Genomic DNA, 23,254 nt, shown 5'->3' with positions numbered 1-23,254 from the left:
GATCTGTATTTTTTTTGGCATATTGCAAAATACAAATTATTACAGTAATATCAAATAAGAAATGATATTAGATTTTCGACTCATTTTACAATCATACTGTAAAAAACATCCTCCTTTCTTTAATCTAATCCTCATAGGACGGAAACTAAATCCTAAGAAATCGAATTGCACAGGAATCCCTTGTGATTTCTCCCCTCCTTCTTGCAATACACAATTTTTGTCTTTTGTGGATGCAATTCTAATCCACATTGTAAGAATCGATCCCTTACCTTTGCCAGCAAGTGATCTGCCTCCAATTGGGTACGGCAATGAATAATCATATCATCTGCATAACGAACCATCTTAATCTCCGAGTACTCTTTTGCAAACCACTTATCTATTGCATAATGCAAAAATAAATTAGACAGCAAAGGACTTATTACTCCACCTTGAGGGGGGCTTTTCCTTTTGAGCCATTCAAACTTCTCCACGGTTTGACAGTTGAATCGTCCGCAATCCGCCTCTAGGCATATGCGTAGCGTGGTATATAATTCCCCACATAAAGAAACTTTATTAATTTCTTTTGCTAACGAGTTAAACTTTTGTGTAAGAATTTAATAGTAAATTTGACCGTTAGTCAGAATTTTCAAACATGATAAAACCACATGAATAAACCTATGAAAAAAATAATCATTTTAACTTTTTGTTTAATTTTTAGTGAAACATACTCTCAAGAAATAACTGAGAAAAAAATAGAAACGAAAGTAAATGAAGTAACTGTATTTATTAAAGATGCTCAAATTACACGAAAAAAAACAATTGATTTAAAACAGGGAACTACGTTACTGAAATTTATTAATTTATCACCATTCATAGATGCTAAAAGTATTCAGGTTAAAGCAAATGGAAAAGTAACAGTTCTATCAGTAAACCATCAGCAAAACTATATTGACAAGCTTGATAAACAAAAAGAATTGTTAGACTTGGAACAAAAATTTCAAGAATTTGAGGACAAAATTAACCTTGAAAAAACCTATTTAGATATTTTAAAAGAGGAATTAGTTTTTTTACAAGAAAATAGGGGTATTGGAGGTAAAAACCAAGAATTAAGTGTTACCAATCTAAAAGACGCATCAAATTTCTATAGCACAAAATTAACAACTTTAAAACTCAAAGAAATTGACATAAATAAAAGATTGAAAGACTTAAATAATTCAAAATCTGATTTAGATCTTCAAATTAAAACATTAACTAGTAAAAGGGATTTTCCAAATGGAGAGATACTTGTTAAAATAGAATCTGAAAATTTTACAGAAACAGATTTTGAACTTTCCTATTTAGTTCGAAATTCTGGTTGGTTTCCAAGTTATGATATTCGAGTAAAAAATATTAATGAGCCAATAGAGATTATTTATAAAGCAAATGTTAAACAAGACACTAAAATTGATTGGACTAATGTAAAATTAAGTTTATCATCCGTTAACCCAAATATTACTGGAGTTGCTCCAGAACTAAAAACTTATTTTTTAAATTACAATACATTACCTCCTTCATATAATCTATCTTCAAATGAAATCAAAGGGAAAGTATTTGATGAAGAAAATTTGCCACTTCCAGGAGTAAATGTAATTGTTGAAGGCACAACTATTGGAACGAGCACAGACTTTGATGGTAACTATTCTATTACTATACCAAACTTTTCGAGCCAATTAGAGTTTTCATATATAGGTTATGAAAGTCAAATGTTACCTATAACAAATTCTACTTTGAATGTTTATATGAAAGAAGATAATCAATCTTTAGACGAGGTTGTCATTGTTGGATATGGAAGTAAAAAAAGAAAATCAATAACAAAGACCTTAGAAGGAAAAGTAAGTGGTGTGCAAACAAGAGGGACAAGTAGCATTCAAATTCCTTCAAATCAAGTTGTTAAACAAACAACAGTAGATTTTTTTATTGATATCCCTTATTCAGTAAAATCAGACAACAAAAACTATTCCGTTGATATGGTAAATTATAAATTACCAGCAGAATACAAATACATCTGTGTTCCTAAAATAGATAAAGACGCTTTTTTGATAGCTAACATTTCTGATTGGGAAAAATATAATTTATTAGAAGGTGAAGCAAACTTATTTTTTGAAGAAACTTATGTTGGTAAAACCTTATTAGATATTAGATATACAACTGATACATTAAAGATTTCACTTGGAAGAGATAAAAATGTATCCGTAAAAAGAGAAAAGGCGAAAAACTTTACAACAAAACAATTTATTGGAAGCAAAAAAGAAGAAACAAGAGCCTGGTCTATTAATGTAAAAAACAATAAGAATCAAAAAATTGACATGTTAATTTTTGATCAGGCTCCAGTGTCTACTCTAGAAGAAATTAAAGTTGATATAGTTGAAATGTCAGGCGCAAAGCATAACGTAGGAACAGGTGAAATAAAATGGGATTTCTCAATAGAACCGAAAGAAACCAAGAAATTTGAATTAAATTATTCCGTTAAATATCCAAAAAACAGGAACTTAATTTTAGAATAAAAAACTATGCATAACACCGGTAAGCATCGCATAAGTCTCTAATTTCTTATAAAACGATTCATTTTAAGCTTCTTTACCGAGGCTTTCATCATTCTATGTCTTATGGATATGTTATTTTAAAGATCTTTATATCGAACCTAAAGAGTTGATAAAAGGTGATTTTTATAGATTCAGATAAAATAACCGATGCTGCCCCACTTTTTACCTTTTTATTTATGAATTTCAGATATTTTTTTCAAATTATAAGCAATTGTACTTAAATGCATTACTTTATTAGCTTGTTGTATCCCAATAGCATGGATCTTTCTAAGTCCCATAAACTGGGTAAGTATACCAAAAATAGGTTCTACGGTGCTTTGCCGTTTAGTTTTTATATAACCACCTTGTTTAGAGTTTACCTTGGCTATATTTCGTTCATATTCGTCATAGAATACAGAAAATCCAAATCTATACATTCTTTTAATCGCCTGTAGAAGTTGTTCTTACTTACTCAATCACCTAAGCGAAAACTAGTAAAGAGTTTTTCTTGATAATCTTTTTTGCCTTGCGTCTTCTAAAGATAAAGAATATCACTATTTTTAGCATGTTGTGCAACAGGCACAATGGCTGTAAGTAATAGCAGCTAAAGTGATAAAACGAAAGGTTTTTGCTTATTTGCAAAGATCGCCAAATTTAAAAATTTGGCTTTTAAAACAGAAAAAGTAAAAACAAAATATAAAAATTCGGCTCTGCCTTAATCCAAAGAGTTAGTGTCTTTTTACACACTACGTTTTATATACTAGCCCATTGTGCCTAATTTTTAAAAAAACTTCATCGAATATTTAGCAGATAAATACATTGATCACTATGAAAAAGAACTCAATTGCCTTGATCTTACTAATCTTTAACTTGATAACTTATGCTCAAGAAAGCAATGTAGGTAAATTAGTGTCTGCAGCCTGGATTAAAAAAGTAATTGAAGGCTCGGATAAAAATGAACTAATATCAGAATTCGGCAAAAAAATTCCTTCAAAAACGATTGATTTAAAATCTTATGATAATTCAAATTCGTATTTAAATCTGACTAAGATTAATTTGGACAATGACGTGGACGATGAATATCTTATTTTTATTGGTTCTTATTATGCAAATACGATGTTTTATGTTGTCGATAATGACTTTAAGATAATTTATGAAGAGTATTTATGGCTTCATAATGATTATCCTCAATTAAAGATCTATAGTTCAAACGACCAATATAAATTTTTCTCATTTAAGTTTTTATATGGACGTGGTTCCGGTTATTGGTTATTCTCAAATAAGATTTTTAGGATTGATAATGGCAAAGTTTATTTAGTCGACGAATTTATTGATAATTCTAATGAAACATCTAACAATAAAGGAATAAATGGCATGATAAAAACAAGTAATATTCAAGAATATGGAGGTCAAATCTTTTTATATTATTCTTTTGATTTATATCCTCATAAGACTGTCTTACAGCAATTAGGAATTACTGAAGAGTCTTTATCTTTGATTGAAAAGGAAAAACAAGCTGTAATTTATTCCTATGATAGTGCAAAAAAGAAACTAGTTCAGAATGGGGACTATGTGACAAGTGACATGGAAAAGTATGCTTTTGAACCTGGAAATGATTCATTATTTTTAAAAGCATTTTCAAAAGATTTGGATTTAATAATGGAGAATGGGACTGAAAATCAGAAAAAAGTTGTTAGATATTTAAGAAAAAATTAAAACCAGGAACGGTCGAGTAGCCCGACACGGTAAATTAATTTACCGTGTTGAGGCTCTCACAGCTCTACTGAGTTTACCGAAGTACCACCGTATCCTTCGTCAAGTTCAGGACAGGCCATACGGGTCTCGTATACGGCGGTTCACCAAATCGAAGTTTGCTCCTTATTTAAGTAGTCTATCATAGGAACGTATCCTTTTCTTTTACCTCTGGATATGGTAATGGTAGTACCTAATATAAAACTTTGAGCTACTGCCCATCCTCCCATTCGGGTTCGGCTCCAAGCATAGGCTTGTCCATGTTTAATTCCTAATCGAATCAGATTCTTACGTTTTCTCTCCTCTCTGCTTCAACTGGCTCAAAACTTACGTTTCGCCCTCCAATCATGCCAAATACAATACCGTAACCGATTACGTAGCCACTCATCTAACTTTTTGAGCTTAGTGTAGCTATTGGTCAACCGATAATTGTTGACCCATCCTCTGCATACTTGGGTAATTCTGTCCAATCGTTCTATCAAGGACATCGGTTTGGTTTTCTTGGTCAAACCTTTAAGATTACGCTTAAATGTATTCCAACTACTTTTACTAACAACCAACTGGTACTGTCCTTTTATGCCTTTCTTGTAGATCGGCACAAATCCATGCCCTGGTAATACCATTTAGACTTTAAAAATTCTCATAAAATAGGTTTGTATATAATTCATATCCTGTGATTGATTTATACAAAATTATTTCAAAAATTTCCAATTCTAGTTGACATAGGGTTGTCACTGCGCCATTTTATTTTTGTTCCTAAATAAATATTTATTAAAAATGAAGCAATTATTAATTCTACTGACAACTATAACATTTTTTAGTTGCGGTAATCAAAACAATTCAAACATGGAAAAAAAAGAAAGACAAGAAGTAGGGACAATTGAACTCGTTATTTTTAAAACAAAACCAGAGTTCTGTCAAAAGGAAGTAATAGAAGCTGCAAATGCGGTAAATCCTGTTGTCAAAAAATTTAAAGGCTACATTAGTAGAAAGCTTGCAGTAAGTAAAGATGGCACTTGGACAGATATTGTTTATTGGACGGATTTAGAATCTGCTGAACATGCTGCCCAAGAAGTAATGAAAAGCGAAATATGTCAAAAATTCTTTGAAATGATTGATGAAAAAAGCATGAGCTTTATGCATTTAAATCCAGTTATTGAAAACAAAAAATAATAAAAGGGCATAACAATGGTAACTGTTGCACAAGCCTATAATTTATTATTAAATGGCTCATTTTAAGCCCCTATAAAGAGTCTTTATCTATTCTTAAGTCTATTCGGAATGAGATTTTCAAGATCTTTATATCAAAGTTAAAGAGTCTATAAAAAGCTGTTTTTGTAGGGGTAGGTGAAATAATAGAGGTTGCTCCACTAGCACCCTTGTTACGCAGGACTTGACGTTCTGTTTTATAAAGATTAGTAGTTTCTAATACCGATGCAATCATAGGGTTAAATAATTTGTTGTACTCCTGTCTGCCTAAGATTAGGCTAGCAATACCTCCTAATCGAATGTAAACGTGATTTAATGTTCTGTCCTTCCTTATATGTGAGACCTATGTGTTACTACTACACAACTCGTTTATCATAAGTACTATGACTTCTGCTGACTTCTCCATACAGCCAACTCGTGGTTGTCACACGCGGCAAGCTGGCTCGTTCGCTAAAATGATTTACCAAATCATTTTTTAACGCTCCGCCCTCCAGGTAATGACATCTTCTTTCACTCGATCCCTGCCGTATCTACATAATTATCCTTTTGGTATTCATTGGGCGTTACAATGATGTGATTGCTTACCCAGATAAAAATGCCTCTGTATACGGTTCGTGTACCTCAGTACCGAGCTTTGTAGTCTCGTTTCCTTCACTGTATACCTCACGATAAACCAGCTTGCGACTTACTAATGGTTCAATAAGCCTGTCCTGAGCAAAGTCGAAGGGTAACCCCTGCCCATAAGGGACTTGCACCCTCTAGATTAATTATTTATCTTCGATAAATAAAAGATGCCCATGTTGGGCACACACAATTTGTATAGTTCATTTGCTCCCTTCGAGAAGCAAGCGCACCATACAAGGAACGTTGTAAGTAATGAGAAGAAACCCAATTTACATATTTGCTATTTTTCTTTTGTTTTGTTCTTGTGACTTAAAAACAGCTGAACAGTATTATGATTTGGCATTTGAATTAGAAGAAAAAGGAAAATATGCTGAAGCTATACCCTACTTGGACAAAGCGATTGAGAAAAAGCCAGATTTTAAACCAGCATTGTTGAATCGTGGAGCGGATAAGTCGATTCTAAAAAATTATGACGGAGCAATTGAGGATTACAAACAAATTTTAAAGTACGACTCTGATAACACAATTGTACTAATGAACATTGGAAATAACTATAAGCGTCTTAAAGATTATAAAAAATCCGTAGAATTTTATAACAAAGCACTTAAGACAAAAGGAGCAATTAAATCTGATAGTACTTACTTAGTGATCAATTTCACAAATAACAAGGAAACGGAATCCGACTATTATGTTCGAAAATACGAAATTGAATATGAACTTGGAATCTCCTATGCATATTTAAAAAATTACGAACTTGCTATAAAAGATTTAGAACAATCTATTAAATATAATTATGAATTACCTGACGCGCTTAGCTGGATTGGTGAAATATATTATCAATTGAATGATACAATAAATGCAAGAAAATTTTTGACAATGGCATCCGATTATGGAATGTTGGACGCCAAAGAATTGCTAAATAAAATTGAGAAAAAAAATAAATATGATTCTGAATATTTTTAAATGGATTTTAATAATTTTATTCTTTCCCCTTTCTTTAATATTTGTTGCATACTATCGACAGAAAAAAACCAAAAAAGATTATTGGAATAAAGAAACAACTGAATAAAAACACTACTTACAGTCGAGTAGGAAAAGGGGATTTTCACCCCTAAACCTCTCTCAGAACCGTATCCTTCGTCAAGCTCAGGACAGGCTATACCAGTATCTTATATGGCTCTTATTATGTAGTCAATCGTTACGTTAATTGATAACCTAACTGCTAAAAACGAGTTCGCCAAGACACACATTTAAGTGAGACTCTCTTAATGAGAAAATTAAACAATAACAAAAAAAACGAAATTTATAAATTCAGAAATTATAACAGGTACTACCACTCAACCTTTTACCTTAACACCTCTTTAAGACTTTAGCGTTTTGATTTTATTTACTTTAGGCTCTTAATAGGCAATCCATTGTAATGTGTTAAAATTATTCCATTTCTTATTTAGCGTTCTTTATCCTGTTTCTGGGATTACTCAAAATAGTGTAATCCATAGGGGATTTGATCCATTGCAATTACAAAAAGAAGCCGTCGGTATCACTATTTCATCAAAAATGAAAGAAACAGAGCTTTTAATACTAAAAAACAAGTATCCAAACATACATTTTTTCACAGAACCTGAACAACAAATTCAACTATAATTAACGCATACCAAAAAAATGAAAAAACAACTATTATTATTCCTGTTACTAAGTGTAGTTTCTATCGTATCTGCGCAAAATTTCACAATGGATCTTATTAAAGACAATACCCCTAGAAATATAGGTCCGGGTGGGATGAGCGGTCGTGTAACCGCTATCGATGTGGTTACTTCTGATCCGGATATAATATATGCCGGGACTGCATCTGGCGGACTATGGAAATCTACATCGGGTGGAATTAAGTGGGAACCTGTTTTTGATAACGAAGTTACCGCTTCTATAGGAGCAGTAGCCATTCAACAATCCAATCCTTCGGTATTATGGGTAGGAACAGGTGAAGGAAACCCAAGAAATAGTCTTAATGGTGGATATGGTATATACAAATCGATGGATGGCGGTAAAAACTGGAAACTTATGGGGTTAGAAAAAACCCGGCACATCCATAGAGTCATTATCGATCCAACCAATCCTAATACGGTATACGTTGCAGCAATTGGATCTCCTTGGGGAGAACACCCCGAAAGAGGCGTTTTTAAAACTACCGATGGCGGAGAAACATGGTCCAAAATTTTGTTTAACAACAATAAAACCGGTGCTGCAGATTTGGTTATGGATCCCAAAAACCCAAACAAATTAATTGCTGCCATGTGGGAACACAAAAGAGACCCTTGGTTTTTTAAATCCGGAGGCAAAGGATCTGGTCTTTATATCACCCATGATGGTGGTAAAAACTGGGAGCAACGTACCGATAAAGATGGTTTGCCAAAAGGAGATCTGGGAAGAATAGGGATAGCTATCGCTGCCAATAAGCCCAATATTATATATGCCCTTATCGAAGCAAAAAAAAATGCACTGTATAAATCTGCCGATGGAGGATTTACATGGCAAAAAATAAATGATAAAAATGATATCGGAAACCGTCCCTTTTATTACTCAGATATATTTGTAGACCCCGAAAATGAAAACAGGGTATATTCTGTATTTACCTATGTAAACGTATCTGAAGATGGCGGCAAAAACTTTACGCAATTAATGCCTGCCTATGGTGTAGATAATGGCGTACACCCGGATCACCATTCGTGGTGGATTCATCCAACCGATGGAAGTTATATGATCGATGGTAATGATGGTGGATTAAATATTTCTCGCGATGGAGGTAAAACCTGGCGATTTATCGGCAATTTACCCGTAGCACAATTTTATCATATTAATGTAGATAATGAATACCCGTATAACGTATATGGTGGTATGCAGGATAATGGTAGCTGGAGAGGTCCCGCCTACGTATGGAAAGCACAAGGAATACGAAACTCGTACTGGCAGGAAATATCCTTTGGAGATGGTTTTGATGTAGTACCGGATAAAGACGACTCCAGATACGGATGGTCTATGAGCCAGCAAGGATACGTAAGCAGATACGATTGGATAACTGGTAACAATTATACCGTACGCCCTACCCACCCCGATCCCGAAGTAAAATTACGGTTTAACTGGAACGCTGCTATTAATATAGACCCTTTTGATAATAACACTATTTATTTTGGAAGCCAGTTTGTACATAAAAGTACCGATAAAGGGCTTACCTGGACCATTATATCCCCGGATCTAACCACCAACGATCCTGAAAAACTAAAACAAGACGAAAGCGGAGGATTAACTATGGATGCCACCGGAGCCGAAAATCATTGTACTGTTTTGGTAGTAGAACCATCTACTTTGGAACAAAACATGTTATGGGCAGCTACCGATGATGGCCGCGTACATATCACTCAAAATGGAGGTACAAACTGGACAGACGTTTCTGCAAATATTAAAGGATTGCCAAAAGGTAGTTGGATAGTACAAATAAAAGCATCGAATAAAAATAAAGGAGAAGCACTTTTGGTTGCAAATGATTACCGAAGGTTTAACTATGCCCCTTATGCATACAGAACAACCGATTATGGCAAAACCTGGAACCGTATTGTAGACCAAAGCGATGTAAAAAGCTATACCCTAAGTATTATAGAAGACCCTATCGAAAAAAACCTTTTGTTTTTGGGTACCGATGATGGATTATATATTTCTCTTAATGCAGGTAACGATTGGATAAAATGGACCAAAGGATTTCCAACTGTGCCTGTAAAAGATTTGGTAATACAACCCAGAGAACACGATTTGGTAATAGGCACCTTTGGTCGTGCGGCATGGGTATTAGACGATATACGACCACTAAGAGCACTTGCAAAAGACAAAACCATTTTAAATAAAAAATTACAGCTTTTTGAAACCCCAATAGCTTATCAGGCAGCATATCAGCAACCCACAGGAACCCGTTTTGGAGGAGATGCCATATACAATGGTACAAACCGCGAATATGGAGCATTGATTTCTTACTACCTGCAAGTCGAAAAGAAAAAAGGAGACCCTGGTAAAGACGAGGATAAAGACGAAGAAGATGCAGAACAAGAAGAAGCCAACATAAAATGGGACTCTATACGCCTTAAAGTTTATGATGGTGATCGACTGATTCGTACTTTAAAACAAAAAACGCCAGACTCTACGGGATTTCATAAAATAAAATGGTTGATGGATGAAAAAGGAGCAGAACAACCAAATAGAAAAGTCGAAAAACAAGATAAAGAACCAGGAGGAATAGCCGTTAAACCCGGAAAATACAAACTATTGCTGGAATACGGGGATCAAACATCTGAGAGCAGTATCGAAGTACAAGCTGATCCAAGGTTACCGGTATCTCAAAAAAATATAAATGAAGTATATACTGCTTCTAAAAACCTCGAAGAGATAAAACAGAAAATTGCAGATGTCGTAAAACAATTGGCAGAAAGCAAAGAAATAGCTGCAAAATACCAAACAGAACTGCAAAAACTAGGCAAAAAGAAATATAAAGAACAAATAAAATTATCTAAAGATATTTCTAAAAAAATAGATAGTGTAATTGCACTATATATTGGTAAAGAAGATAAACGACAAGGTATCACCAACGATCCAACTATAAATGTAATGCAACGTCTGGAAAACGCACAAGGGTATACCAGCAGCCGTAAAAATGGATTAACCACTACAGAAAACACCCTTATAAAACAAGCAAAAGACGCTTTACAAGATGCACTGATAAAGACCAATACGTTCTTTGCACAAGAGTGGAAAACCTATAGAGAAACCGTAGAAAAATTAAAAACATCTCCTTTTAAAGAGGTAAAGAATTTTAGTATACAACAGTAAATAAAGTAATATAGATCATGAAAAAAATAATCCTGTTAAGTTTAGGGTTGCTTCTCTTCTTTTCTTGTAAAAAAGAAAAGAAAGAAGAAATTGCACAACCCATTACCATAGAGCAATACTCCATAGAGCAATTTATGGATAACGAAAATGCATTTGCAAATGGCTTTTCGCCAGATAAATCTACGGTATTAATGACCAGTAACCGATCTGGTATTTATAATATGTATACCGTACCTTCTACCGGTGGAGAGTTTACTCCTGTAACAAAATCGGATAGTGCTTCTGTATACGGAATCTCTTATTTTCCTGAAGATGACAGAATCTTATTTAGAATGGATGGCAACGGAGATGAAATCTTTAAGATATTTGTTAAAGACAGTTCAGGAATTAAACGCTTAACTCCCGAAAAAAATGTAAGAGCACTGTTTAGAGGGTGGGCAAAAGATGGAAAAAGTTTTTTTTACGGAAGTAATGAGCGGGATTCTAAATTTATGGATCATTATGAAATGAACATTGCAGATTTTACTTCAAAAATGATTTATAAAAATGAAGATGGAATGGATTTTGGGATGATGTCTGAAGACCGAAAGCATATCCTGTTAACCAAGACGATCAACACCAATGATAGAGATCTTTATCTGCTAAATACAACGACAAACGAAAAAACAAAGGTCAATGCCAATTTAAGCAGTAACTCTCCTGAAGATTTCTCGCCCGATGGTGCTTCTTTTTATTATACGACAGATGATAATGCAGAGTTTAATTACCTAATGAAATATGATCTTGAAAAAGGTACTAAAGAAAAAATAGCGGAAAAAAAATGGGATATTTCTGGTTTTTACTTTACCCGAAACGGAAAATACCAAATACTATTTACAAACGAAGATGCTAAAACTATTATAGAAGCAACCGAAGTTGCAACTGGCACCAAAGTCGATTTTCCTGCTATAGATAATCAGGAAATTAATCGTGCAAGCTTTTCCCGGGACGAATCTATGACTCTTCTAAGTGTTGGTGGTTCTAATACCCCGGATAATTCTTACTCTTATAATCTTGCTACCAAAAAGTATCATAAACTTACCGATGTTTTAAATAAAGATATTAATGCAGAACATTTGGTTACCTCTCAGGTAGTCCGCTTTCCTTCGTTTGATGGATTAGAAATTCCTGCAATCTATTACCAGCCAAAACAAGCTACTGCTACAAATAAGGTGCCTGCATTGGTATGGGTACATGGTGGCCCCGGTGGACAATCCAGACAAGGATATTCTTCGGTAATCCAATATCTGGTAAACCATGGGTATGCAGTATTGGCTGTAAATAACAGAGGAAGCAGTGGTTATGGTAAAACGTTCTATAAAATGGATGACCGTAACCATGGCGACAAAGATTTAAAAGATTGTATTGCCGGAAAAGATTGGTTGGCAAAACAAGATATTATTGATAGCAGTAAAATAGGGATTATAGGCGGATCTTATGGTGGTTATATGACCATGGCGGCACTAACCTATACTCCAGAAGAATTTAAAGTTGGAGTAAACCTTTTTGGGGTTACTAACTGGATACGAACTTTAAAAAGTATTCCACCATGGTGGGAATCTTTTAAAGAAGCTTTATATACCGAAATGGGAGATCCAAACACCGCAGATTCTATTCGACTGCACCAGATCTCTCCACTTTTTCATACCGAAAAAATCACCAAGCCTTTAATTGTACTTCAGGGAGCTCAGGATCCAAGAGTGTTAAAAATAGAATCTGATGAGATTGTAGAAGGAGTTAAAAAGAACGGAGTTCCTGTAGAATACGTTCTGTTTGACGATGAAGGACATGGTTTTGTGAAAAAAGAAAATCAAATAGAAGCTTATGGCAGGGTTTTAAAATTTTTGGATACCTATTTAAAAGATGGGGATAGTAAAATAATAAATGATGGTAAGACCGAGTCTGCCAAGGTTGACTCAGAAAACTAAGAATAGTAATCTATCCTATTTTTAAAGATTTCTAAAAAGTACTCTTTCTATATATTAGAAAGAGTACTTTTTTAATATTACATGATACTATATCTGTTTGGTATAGCTAAATTATACCATTTACACTTTGAAGTTACCGCAATAAAACACCCTTTTTTTCCTTTCTATTTCATCATAAAATGAAACCGTAACTAAGGGTATGCTTTAATTTTCTAATTCATAAAAAGAAAAAAATCATTATTTTCTTTTACGGTAAATTCAAAAATCATAATTAATATATATTAAACACAATAATCTTTGTTTATCAGTGATTTATAGTTATTTTTTAAAGTATTAATTATGTTAAAAACGTCATAAGTTTGTGCTTTTTTGCTTATTATTGCGCTGTAATTGTGCCTTTGTATTCTAAAAGGCACAAAAAATAATACAGTATGAATATCTCTCTAAGACAAAAAAGTTTGAAAGATGGTAGGATAAGTTTATTTCTGGATTACTATCTTCCTAAAGCTAAACAAACCCGAAGAAAAGAATCCCTGAAATTATACCTCTATTCTAATCCAAAATCCAAACCACAAAAAGAACATAATAAGAATACCCTGATACTTGCAGAAAGCATCCGTTCTAGGCAGTTGTTAAAATTACAACATGAAGAACATGATTTTTCACATCTTATCCGAGATAAAGATACCAATTCTAAAAAAAGTTTCATAGCGTATTTTAGAGAGCAAACTCAAAAAAAGATAAACAATAAATCTTCTTATGGGATATGGAATTCAGTATTGCACTATATTACAAAATATGCAGGCACTAATGGTGTTTTTATCCAAGATATAGATAAGCAGTGGGTAGAAGGGTTTAAAGAGTATCTGTTATCTAAAAATGCTCCAGACAATAACATTACATTATCGGTCAATACAGCTCATATTTATTTTAGCAAATTTAAAACTTCCATACGACAAGCACAAAAGGACAAGTTATTGAATCATAATCCTTGTGAAGATGTAGCTCATATACAACAAGAAGAAAAAGAAAGGGAGTTTTTAACTTTAGAAGAATTAAAGGCATTAGTAAAAACCGAATGCCGTTACCCTATTTTAAAAAAAGCATTTCTCTTTAGTGCATTAACTGGATTACGAAAATCCGATATCCTAAAGATGAAATGGAGAGAGGTGCAATATTCCAAAGAGCAAGGTTGGTATATACGTTTTACTCAAAAGAAAACCAAAGGAACAGAAACCTTACCTATCTCTACACAAGCAAGAGATTTATTAGGAGAACCCAATGAAGATAAAGGAACACTTGTTTTTAATGGGTTAAAATATGACGGTTCCACTTCAATTCGGATTCAACGATGGATTTTAAATGCGGGGATTTCTAAAAAGATCACGTTTCACTGCGCCAGACATACTTTTGCTACTTTACAGCTAACTTTTGGCACAGATATTTACACAGTATCCAAATTATTAGGGCATAGAGTTTTAAAGACCACCCAGATTTATGCAAAAATAATTGACCAGAAAAAAGTAGATGCTGTAAATTCTATTCCTAACCTTGATATATAAATACAAATGCGACAACCTTGTTTTTCTTATTTCAACATCAATACGATAGATATCTGGGATTTTGAACATGCATGGATTTTGGATAAACCTATAGAGTTCGATAAATTCCCTCTAACCCTAGTAATGGAAGAGCTTAGCGAGAAAATGCGAGCGATAGCAATATCAAAATCCACTCCTTTTATTACCTACGAACACTATTTGAATGGCAACGATGATTTAAGACGGTATTATGAAAGCAAAATTAACCGGTTCCATAGGGCTGCCCCTGATTTTATAGAACATATATGTTTAGAATATTTTTATTGTCAAAATGATGGATATCAATATCGCGTTAATTATGAAATACCAACGAATGCGGAAGATTTTGGTTATTGGTTTTCATTAAAAATCCGACAATATGAGCTAGGATTAGGCTATTTGTTTGATTTTTTAAATCACCACTTATCTTGTTCTTTTGAGGGCAACAAAGCTGTTTATATCGATTTTCTTAGAATAAGAGTGATCCGACAATATAAAAACATATTTTTCTCGGATAGAGTGAGCGATACTATGATGGACTATCTAAATAATTTGATCCCTCCTTTAGAAAACCAGATAGTAAAGAAAGAACCTGAAATACAAACTGCAAAAGCTCTTGGAAAACGCCCAAAAACCAGAAAAGAATACAATTCCTATTTCCTTACTGCCATTAAGAAAGACCCTGCTTATTTGAATACTAATACCAATGAATTTGATACTGCATTTGAGCAGCTGATAGAACATAAGTTTATAAAAGCAGACATAGACTTTGATTTGGATAACTTTAAAAAAATATTTTCAGGCAGAGGGGTTTCCAAGACCAAAAGATGTGTTTGGATTGGAGGCAAAATATACCTGAAGCTTTTTGTACATTATATGATAAAAACCAATAAAATAGAACCAATGGGTAATGAAAATTGGACGACTACCATAAAATGTTTTTTAGATAAAGATGGCAATGAATTTGATGCTAGCCAACTTCAATATGCCAATGGTGGTACTACAGAAAAAAAGAAGATATTATATAGCATAGCGGATAGGTTATAATTTTTATTATAAAAAAATTCTTTTAGGCTATAACAACACAAAATAATAGAAATAGAAACTCAATTTCCTGTAAAAATTTTTAAGTTAATTATCAACTCCATTAATAAAAGTCGTTATAAAATCTTTTATTTTCTCTGTTATTCTATTACTTATTGATTCTCTTTGTAAAACACTTGGTTGTTTTTCTAATGCTTCAATTACTTCATCTTCGGTAGCCATTCTTCCTGTGAAAAGAAAATCATTTATAATACTCTCTACCTTATCTTTTTTTAATGCTTCAGTTGTACTTAATTCTTGTAAAGCCTTTTTAGTTTCTACTTCCCAATAGGCTTTAAATACATCTTCTACATCATCACCATTACTAATTTTCGGTAAATTATTTTGAATAAACTTTTCTATCAATACACGCTTACTTCTTAACTCTGTTTCACCTGCAATCAAATCTATAATTTGCTTTTTCTGATTTGCCTGATCTTTTGGCTTAGCATCTTTTAATTGCGCCAATAATTTCATTATGTAAGCTACATTAATTTCATCACGATGTATTAATTCTAATTCAAAATCAATTTCATCTAATATAGATACAGATTCTTTTTGGTTATTAGTTTTAATCTTATCGTAAAGATCTAAGTATTTGCTTGTATAATCTGCAAAATCCTGTTCTTTCATATAGGTATCGTCAAATGTAAATTCTACAAAAGAAGACAGTATATTTTTTAAACGCATTATCTCTCTAAATGCTTTGGCAAATTTTAATTCATCTTCTTCGGTAACTAAATCATTTACACTATCTACTGTTGGCGCAATACCCATTAACACTTTATATGCATCATTAAATTTCTTTATTTGCTCTTCATAAGGTGCAATGGTTATGGTTTCTTTTGCATTTTTATCTGAAAATAAAGCAATTGCATCGTCTGTGTTTTGTTTTAGATTACGAAATGCTAAAATGTTTCCTTGTGATTTTTTTTCGTTTAAGATTCTGTTAGTTCGTGAATAGGCTTGTATTAATCCGTGAAAGTTTAAGTTTTTATCTACGTAGAGTGTATTTAAAGACTTACTATCAAAACCTGTTAAAAACATATTAACGACTAATAAAATATCAATCTGTTTATTTTTAACTCGTTTAGAAATATCCTTTTTATAGTTTAGAAACGCATTACCATCTTTGGTAGAATGTTTAGTTCTAAACTGCTTATTATAATCTGCAATAAACTCGTCTAACTTATCTCTTGAGTGCTTGTTTACAGGTTTATCATCATTTACGTCTTCTTCCTGTATTTGACCATCTGCATCCTTATCTGGCTCGTTTACATTATAAGAAAAGATTGTTGCAATATTTAAACGGTGTTCTCCAGCTTCTTTTTTAGCTTTTAATAACTCATAATATTTAATTAGAATATCTACGCTACTCACACAAAACATTGCTGTAAAGGTTCTATGATGCGTTTTGCGATTATGATTTGCTAAGATGTAGTTTGTGATGGTATTTATATAAACATCACTCTCATACACCTCTTGCTTATCTATATCTTCAACTTTGATATCATCGATACCTTCTTTAGATTTAAACACATTGTAATACTCTATTGAAAATTTTAATACATTTTCATCTCTTATTGCATCGGTAATTACATATTGATGCAAACACTTGTGAAACAGATTTGCTGTGGTTTGTTTTATGCTCTTTTTACTAATGGCATTTTTAACAAATATAGGCGTACCTGTAAAACCAAATAATTGATGATTGGTAAAGAAATTTACAATACGTTTGTGTGTATCTCCAAATTGAGAACGATGGCACTCATCAAATATAAAGACTACTTTATCATCTTTTAAAGCATCTATTTGTTTTCTGAACTTTGTCTTTGAAATAGCACTATTTAGCTTTTGTATGGTAGTAACTAATAGCCGTCTGTTAGTATCTAAAAATCGGTCAATAAGCATTTTGGTATTTTCTGTACCATCTATACTATCTTTATCAAATGCTCTAAACTCTCTTACGGTTTGATCGTCTAAATCTTGTCTGTCTACTACAAATACTACTTTTTTTATTTTAGGATTATGCGTTAATATTTGACTTGCTTTAAATGATGTTAGTGTTTTACCTGAACCTGTAGTATGCCAGATATAACCATTTTTATCACTATTTTTTACTCTGTCTATTATGGATTCTACAGCATAAAATTGATATGGTCTAAGCACCATTAATATCTTATCACTTTCGTGTAAAACAATATACTTAGTAATCATTTTCGCAATATGACAAGGCTCTAAAAATATGCTTGTAAAGGTATCTAATTGAGTGATTTTTTTATTCTTTTCATCACCCCAGAAAGATGTAAACTTGAAACTTTGCTTTTGACTATTCGCATAATACTTGGTATCTACTCCATTACTAATTACAAATATTTGCACATAATTGAATAAAGCATTGTTAGAAGCAAATGATTCTTTTTGATAGCGTTGTATTTGATTGAAAGCCTCTTTTAACTCAATACCTCTTCGCTTTAATTCTATTTGTACTAATGGTAAACCGTTAATGAGAATAGTTACATCGTAACGGTTTTCTCTTTTACCATTAATAGTTATTTGGTTTGTAACTTGAAATTGATTTTGACACCAAAAATCTTGATTGATAAACTCTATATACGCTTTGTCTCCATTGTCTTTTTGCAGTACATATTTATCTCGTAGCGTTTTCGCTTTATCGAAAATACTCCCTTTAGAAAGATGTATTAGTACTCTATCAAACTCTGAAGCAGTCAATGTTGTTTTGTTATGGGTTTCTAACTGTAACTTGAGATTGCTTAATAGATCATCTTCTGTTTTTATAACAACAGATTTATGACCTAATCCTATTAGTTGGCTTACTAAATTATTTTCTAATACTTGTTCTGGTTGGGTTGTCATAACTACAATTCTTATACTAAGTGAGCATGTTCTTTTACGAAAGGAATAATTTGTTTTACTATATCTTTTGCAACAATATTCAAGTTTTCTTTTGTAGTGATTCTTTGAAGAAAAGAATTATCGGATAAATTAACCTCTTGATTATCAAATTTCAAAATTTTATGATGTATCCAACCTTTGTTTAGACTGTCGTATTCTTTATCTAATTCTAAATCTCTTTTTTCACTATAAATGCCTACAAATAAGACCCCGCCAGAATGACCAATACCGCTAAAACTTTCTACACCAAACCACGTTTTTTTAGCATCTGAAACCTTATTATGAAACCATACACTAGCACATGCAGAACTAACTTCTTTTTGTGTTTTATAGGTGTAACCTTCCATTTCAGATTCTTCTAAAAGGTGTAAAACAGCTTTTCTAAAATTTTCTTTTAAGGTTTTAACCACTTGAATATATTTTGAAGAAATTTGAGACGCTTCTTCTAAACTGTTAACAACTACTGCTTCCAATTCATTTTCTTGTTGATTTCCCAAAGTATTTGTTATTTGTTGAATTAAAATTTTATATTGTTTAATACTTTCTCTCAAAATAGGTTGATCTGACGCAATGTTCTGACATATTTCTAGCCAATTAATGATTTCATTTTTATAACTTATTACATAAAAATCTGATCCAGAACTCAACTCACCTTTACTCATTTCTGATGGTTCATCACCAAATTTGGATAAGTAAATTACTTTGTTATTATTTTTATTATAATTACAGTATCGTTCTATTTGTTCGCCTTGATCATCTGCATCAATTTTATTTTCAATGGCTATTGATTTTCCTTGATTATCTTTTAACAAAAGATCTATTCTACCTCCTGTTTTTGACTCTCTGTTTATAGCCCCAATATAAAATTCAATGAAGACAATTGTATTTTCTAAATCTAAATGTTTATCAAAATCTTCACTAGGAAGTACCTCTAGGAACGCTTTTAGAAATTTAGATCCCATAAAATGACTTCCACTAGGATTTAATAATTCTGCTATAAATGCAGAATGTGTGCGAACTTCTTTTGTTTTTAAATTTAATATGCTGTAAATATTAAATAACTCGCCTTTTGCTATTGTTAACTCCTTATGGTGCTTAACAATTGTTGTAACCCTATCTAATATATGCTTATGTTTTTGTGCCATTCAATTAGGGAACTAAATTATCTTCTAATACTTGTTATGGTTGCGTAGTTGTGATCATATCTATTAGTTTCTACTAAACAAGAGTAGCTCTAATGCTGCAATAGTTTTACAATTGTGTTTGCTTACCTGTGCTTTTGCATGGTTTATGATTTTCATATATTCCTTTTCATCTTTCATTTTAGTCCAGGCGATTACTTTTAAACCTAATCTTTTTTGAATAATGCTATCTACAGGAAAATGCGGCGGTGTTGGAATTTTATCCAAACACCAATTATATTTTAAATATAGGTTGAGCAATTTTTGAGCTACTCCAAAATTTAATTTCCCATCGGTTAGCAATTTTTTTGAACATTCTGAAAAACGAATAACTTCTTTAATGTTTTCTATATGTTCCGTTTCTGAAACAGGTTTCGAATATTTAGTTTGTAGTGTGTTATCCAAATGATCTTTTAGCATACGCTTAAAATCCTTTTTCTCTAATTCTGTAGCATTAACCCTATAAACATTAGCTCTTTGAAAAGCTCCCATAATACTTAATACCCAAACTTCATTATTTATAAAATTAGATTTATCCATAATTACACAAACATTTGTTGTAATAAACCTTTTTTAAAGGTTTTACTATTCTCTATTTTGGTATTTATAGCTTGTATTTTCAAATCTACATCTAATAAGAAAGTAGCTATTTTGGTTTGTTCTTCAACTGAAGGAAATAAAAAACGAAGTTTTCTTAACTCAACCATCGTTAAAGCCTTTTGAGAAGAACCAATAGCCGTTTTCAGTAATTTGGGTGTGCTATATTGAAGTAGAATTTCTAAAAACTTCGATTCTTCCTTAATGGATTTTAACCAAATTAAATTACCATCTTTAAAATAGAACTTATCATCATTCGCTATTCGTAGTACGTTACCCAAAGTACCAACAGCAGTTATCAAAATATCGTTAATTTTAGGTACACCATACTTATCTTTAAAATCATTATATCTACTTTCTGATATATAAAGAATGTCAGAAGGTATTCTATTCATTTTTATATCTGAGATTTCTTTTCCCCTGTAAAATGGAATACCTTCTTCAACATAATCAGAAATATATACTCTCTTACTTGAGGTCATCTCACAAATATTACCCAATCTCTTCTCTTCCCACTCAGGAAAATCATTTCCATCATCATCTTTAAATCTTAATTCTTGATTAAATATTTTTTGCATTACCCCTTTTTTGTATTCCTCTAAAAGTTTTTTCTTTTTGGTGAGTTTGGTAATTTTAGCATCTATATCGGTAAGGAATGAGGCTATTTTTTGTTGTTCTAATATTGAAGGGAAATTGAATTGAAATTTCTTTATTTCACTATTATTAATTGAGTTTATTGTAGCACCTAAATTTTCATATATAGTTCTTTGATAACTTTCAGTAGCAAAAAGTTGAAAGATAAATTTATTGTACTTGCTTCTGTAAACTGACATAAATGCACCAAATGCAACACCTTCAATGTTTTTTGGAATTAAAACATTTTTACCTATTAATCTTTTACTACCATTTCTAACACATATTAAAATATCATTTTCCAAAACTTCATTAAAATCATCTGCATTTACATAAACATTATCTTCAAATGATAACTGATTATTCTGAATATTAGACGACCTTAATACTAAAACACCATTATCATTAACATCATTAGGACTATATGTTAAACCATTAACAACAGTGCCTAAATTATTTAATTTTTTGGTTACCCAATTATCCGTAAATTCTGGAAACCTCAATAGTGGCATTATTTGCTTTTCCATACTAAAAAGGTGTTTTAATATTTAACTCTTTACAATAGGAAGCAATGCGTTTATCCGTTTCAGCAATTTCTGCATCTAAAGCCTGTATTTGTTCTGCAACTGCATTAATATCAATAGGCTCTTCCTCCTCAAAAGTATCTACATAACGAGGTATATTAAGGTTATAATCGTTATCAGCAATTTCTTTTAAAGTTGCTCTATAACTATATTTATCTATGACTTCTCTATTTACATAGGTAGCTACAATATCGTCGATATGGTTAGGTAATAATTTATTGTCTTTCCCTTTCTTTTCAAAATGATTACTTGCATCTATAAATAATACATCTTCATTTACTTCTCTACATTTTTTTATTACCAAAATACAGGTTGGAATACCTGTACCAAAAAAGATATTTGCTGGCAGCCCTATAACCGCATCTATATAATTTCTATCCTCAATTAAATAACGCCGTATATGTGCTTCAGAACTTCCTCTAAACAATACACCATGTGGTAATACGGTTGCCATTATTCCGTTTTCGTCTAAATGATGTACCATGTGTTGTACAAAGGCAAAATCTGCTTTGGTTTTTGGTGCTAACTTACCATATTGGCTAAAGCGATCATCTGTGCTAAAAATACTTTTTGCACTCCATTTAGCAGAAAAGGGTGGATTTGCTACAATAGCTTCTGCTTTTAAATCGATATCTATATGCTGTGGCTCTTCTAGCGTGTCTTCTTGCTTAATATCAAACTTAGAATAATGTACATCGTGCAAAATCATATTCATACGTGCCAAGTTATACGTAGTACGGTTTAATTCTTGACCGTAAAACATCCCTACATCATCCACTTCTCTGGCGACCCGTAATAATAACGAACCACTGCCACATGTTGGATCATATACCGATTTTATACGTTTTTTACGTGTAGTTACAATTTTTGCTAATATGGTAGACACCTCTTGAGGGGTATAAAACTCGCCTGCTTTTTTACCAGCACCTGCCGCAAATTCCCCGATTAAAAACTCATAAGCATCTCCTAATAAATCACTTTCTGCATCTTTTAATTGAAAATCAATAGCATCTAAATGGGTTATTATTTTTGCTATAATTTCGTTTTGCGCTTTAACGGTTCTGCCTAATTTACCAGAGGTTAAATCTAAGTCTTCAAAGAGTTTTACAAAATCGTCTTCTGATTCTGTCCCCATGGTACTCTGCTCTATATTGGTAAGTATGCGTTCCAGATCTTCAATAATAAAAAACTGTTTCGCTTCGTCATTATCATTTGTTTTAATTTCGACAAGATTATTCCCTTTTTGAGCAATCGATGTAAATAATTCTGATGGTTTTAAGAAGTAGCCTAAATTTTTTATACACGCTTTTTTAACTGCTTCTATAAATAACGTACCGTTATCTGAATTTTCATCTAGCTGCTCGTAGGTTAAATTATCTGGTGCTAATATCTCATCGGCATAGATGTGTAGTTTTTCTGAAAGATATTTAAAGAAAATAAAGCCTAAGATGTAGTTTCTGTAATCATCTGCATCCATTTTGCCCCTTAATAGGTTAGCAATAGCCCATAATTGTTTTTCAAGTAGTTTTTTTTGTTCTTCTGACATTTATACTGGTATGGTATTTTATAAAATGTTAAAAATATAAAGATTTAATCTGTAATTAGAACTATTCTATAAAATAAATTTTATTATTCTGTTGCTCGTATTTTTATCCTTCTTTTAAGATATACTACAAGCTTTATAAGTAACTTAGTTTTTGATTGAAAAATTTATGCTTT

At 32.2% G+C, this 23,254-nt stretch carries 17 protein-coding genes; 8 read left to right on the top strand and 9 right to left on the bottom strand.

Annotation, left to right across the window (positions count from 1 at the left end; translation table 11 throughout):
* Positions 1–152: 152 nt before the first annotated feature.
* Complete coding sequence (locus ACZIYX_RS18920; protein WP_462683825.1) at positions 153–470, bottom strand: reverse transcriptase domain-containing protein; 318 nt, start codon at positions 468–470, stop codon at positions 153–155.
* 186 nt (positions 471–656) lie between these two features.
* On the opposite strand from ACZIYX_RS18920, the gene ACZIYX_RS18915 reads away from it, so the two are divergent.
* Positions 657–2,522, top strand: a complete 1,866-nt coding sequence (locus ACZIYX_RS18915) for a mucoidy inhibitor MuiA family protein (RefSeq protein ID WP_462683824.1) — start codon at positions 657–659, stop codon at positions 2,520–2,522.
* Positions 2,523–2,731: 209 nt separating this feature from the next.
* Here the strand turns inward: ACZIYX_RS18915 and ACZIYX_RS18910 are convergent, their stop codons facing one another.
* The gene (locus tag ACZIYX_RS18910) at positions 2,732–2,977 is read right to left on the bottom strand and encodes a transposase (RefSeq protein ID WP_462683823.1); all 246 of its coding nucleotides are present in this window, start codon (positions 2,975–2,977) and stop codon (positions 2,732–2,734) included.
* A gap of 391 nt (positions 2,978–3,368) precedes the next feature.
* Between ACZIYX_RS18910 and ACZIYX_RS18905 the strand changes: the two genes are divergently transcribed.
* Positions 3,369–4,256 carry a hypothetical protein gene (locus ACZIYX_RS18905; RefSeq protein ID WP_462683822.1) on the top strand — a complete coding sequence of 296 codons (888 nt, stop codon included), beginning with the start codon at positions 3,369–3,371 and terminating at the stop codon, positions 4,254–4,256.
* A gap of 140 nt (positions 4,257–4,396) precedes the next feature.
* Here ACZIYX_RS18905 and ACZIYX_RS18900 read toward each other — a convergent pair whose 3' ends face one another.
* Positions 4,397–4,522: a hypothetical protein gene (locus ACZIYX_RS18900; RefSeq protein ID WP_462683821.1), complete on the bottom strand. Its 126-nt coding sequence runs from the start codon at positions 4,520–4,522 to the stop codon at positions 4,397–4,399.
* A gap of 90 nt (positions 4,523–4,612) precedes the next feature.
* On the bottom strand, positions 4,613–4,915 hold the full coding sequence (locus tag ACZIYX_RS18895; RefSeq protein ID WP_462683820.1) for a group II intron maturase-specific domain-containing protein: 303 nt from the start codon (positions 4,913–4,915) through the stop codon (positions 4,613–4,615).
* Between the two features lie 223 nt (positions 4,916–5,138).
* Between ACZIYX_RS18895 and ACZIYX_RS18890 the strand changes: the two genes are divergently transcribed.
* From ACZIYX_RS18890 to ACZIYX_RS18865, 6 genes are all read left to right on the top strand, one after another.
* A complete protein-coding gene (locus tag ACZIYX_RS18890; RefSeq protein WP_462683819.1) occupies positions 5,139–5,465 on the top strand; it encodes an antibiotic biosynthesis monooxygenase family protein in 327 nt (108 codons plus the stop codon).
* A gap of 912 nt (positions 5,466–6,377) precedes the next feature.
* On the top strand, positions 6,378–7,088 hold the full coding sequence (locus ACZIYX_RS18885; RefSeq protein WP_462683818.1) for a tetratricopeptide repeat protein: 711 nt from the start codon (positions 6,378–6,380) through the stop codon (positions 7,086–7,088).
* Positions 7,089–7,787: 699 nt separating this feature from the next.
* On the top strand, positions 7,788–10,994 hold the full coding sequence (locus ACZIYX_RS18880) for a VPS10 domain-containing protein (RefSeq protein ID WP_462683817.1): 3,207 nt from the start codon (positions 7,788–7,790) through the stop codon (positions 10,992–10,994).
* Positions 10,995–11,011: 17 nt separating this feature from the next.
* Positions 11,012–12,961 carry a S9 family peptidase gene (locus tag ACZIYX_RS18875; RefSeq protein ID WP_462683816.1) on the top strand — a complete coding sequence of 650 codons (1,950 nt, stop codon included), beginning with the start codon at positions 11,012–11,014 and terminating at the stop codon, positions 12,959–12,961.
* A gap of 431 nt (positions 12,962–13,392) precedes the next feature.
* Positions 13,393–14,523 (top strand): tyrosine-type recombinase/integrase, encoded by a 1,131-nt coding sequence (locus ACZIYX_RS18870; protein WP_462683815.1) that lies wholly within the window; start codon positions 13,393–13,395, stop codon positions 14,521–14,523.
* Between the two features lie 6 nt (positions 14,524–14,529).
* Positions 14,530–15,588: a hypothetical protein gene (locus ACZIYX_RS18865; RefSeq protein ID WP_462683814.1), complete on the top strand. Its 1,059-nt coding sequence runs from the start codon at positions 14,530–14,532 to the stop codon at positions 15,586–15,588.
* Positions 15,589–15,672: 84 nt separating this feature from the next.
* Here ACZIYX_RS18865 and ACZIYX_RS18860 read toward each other — a convergent pair whose 3' ends face one another.
* From ACZIYX_RS18860 to ACZIYX_RS18840, 5 genes are all read right to left on the bottom strand, one after another.
* Positions 15,673–18,501 (bottom strand): type I restriction endonuclease subunit R, encoded by a 2,829-nt coding sequence (locus ACZIYX_RS18860; RefSeq protein WP_462683813.1) that lies wholly within the window; start codon positions 18,499–18,501, stop codon positions 15,673–15,675.
* An 11-nt stretch (positions 18,502–18,512) separates the two neighbouring features.
* Positions 18,513–19,685, bottom strand: coding sequence for a PDDEXK-like family protein (locus ACZIYX_RS18855; protein WP_462683812.1), 1,173 nt, complete (start codon positions 19,683–19,685; stop codon positions 18,513–18,515).
* 63 nt (positions 19,686–19,748) lie between these two features.
* The gene (locus ACZIYX_RS18850; RefSeq protein ID WP_462683811.1) at positions 19,749–20,261 is read right to left on the bottom strand and encodes a hypothetical protein; all 513 of its coding nucleotides are present in this window, start codon (positions 20,259–20,261) and stop codon (positions 19,749–19,751) included.
* Positions 20,262–20,263: 2 nt separating this feature from the next.
* Positions 20,264–21,478: a restriction endonuclease subunit S gene (locus ACZIYX_RS18845; protein WP_462683810.1), complete on the bottom strand. Its 1,215-nt coding sequence runs from the start codon at positions 21,476–21,478 to the stop codon at positions 20,264–20,266.
* Position 21,479: 1 nt separating this feature from the next.
* Positions 21,480–23,081 carry a type I restriction-modification system subunit M gene (locus ACZIYX_RS18840; RefSeq protein WP_462683809.1) on the bottom strand — a complete coding sequence of 534 codons (1,602 nt, stop codon included), beginning with the start codon at positions 23,079–23,081 and terminating at the stop codon, positions 21,480–21,482.
* Between the last annotated feature and the right edge of the window lie 173 nt (positions 23,082–23,254).

The organism is Aquimarina sp. (genome assembly GCF_977115655.1).
Note: the sequence above shows the minus strand (reverse complement) of the source record. Positions and strands in the feature narration are given on the sequence as shown.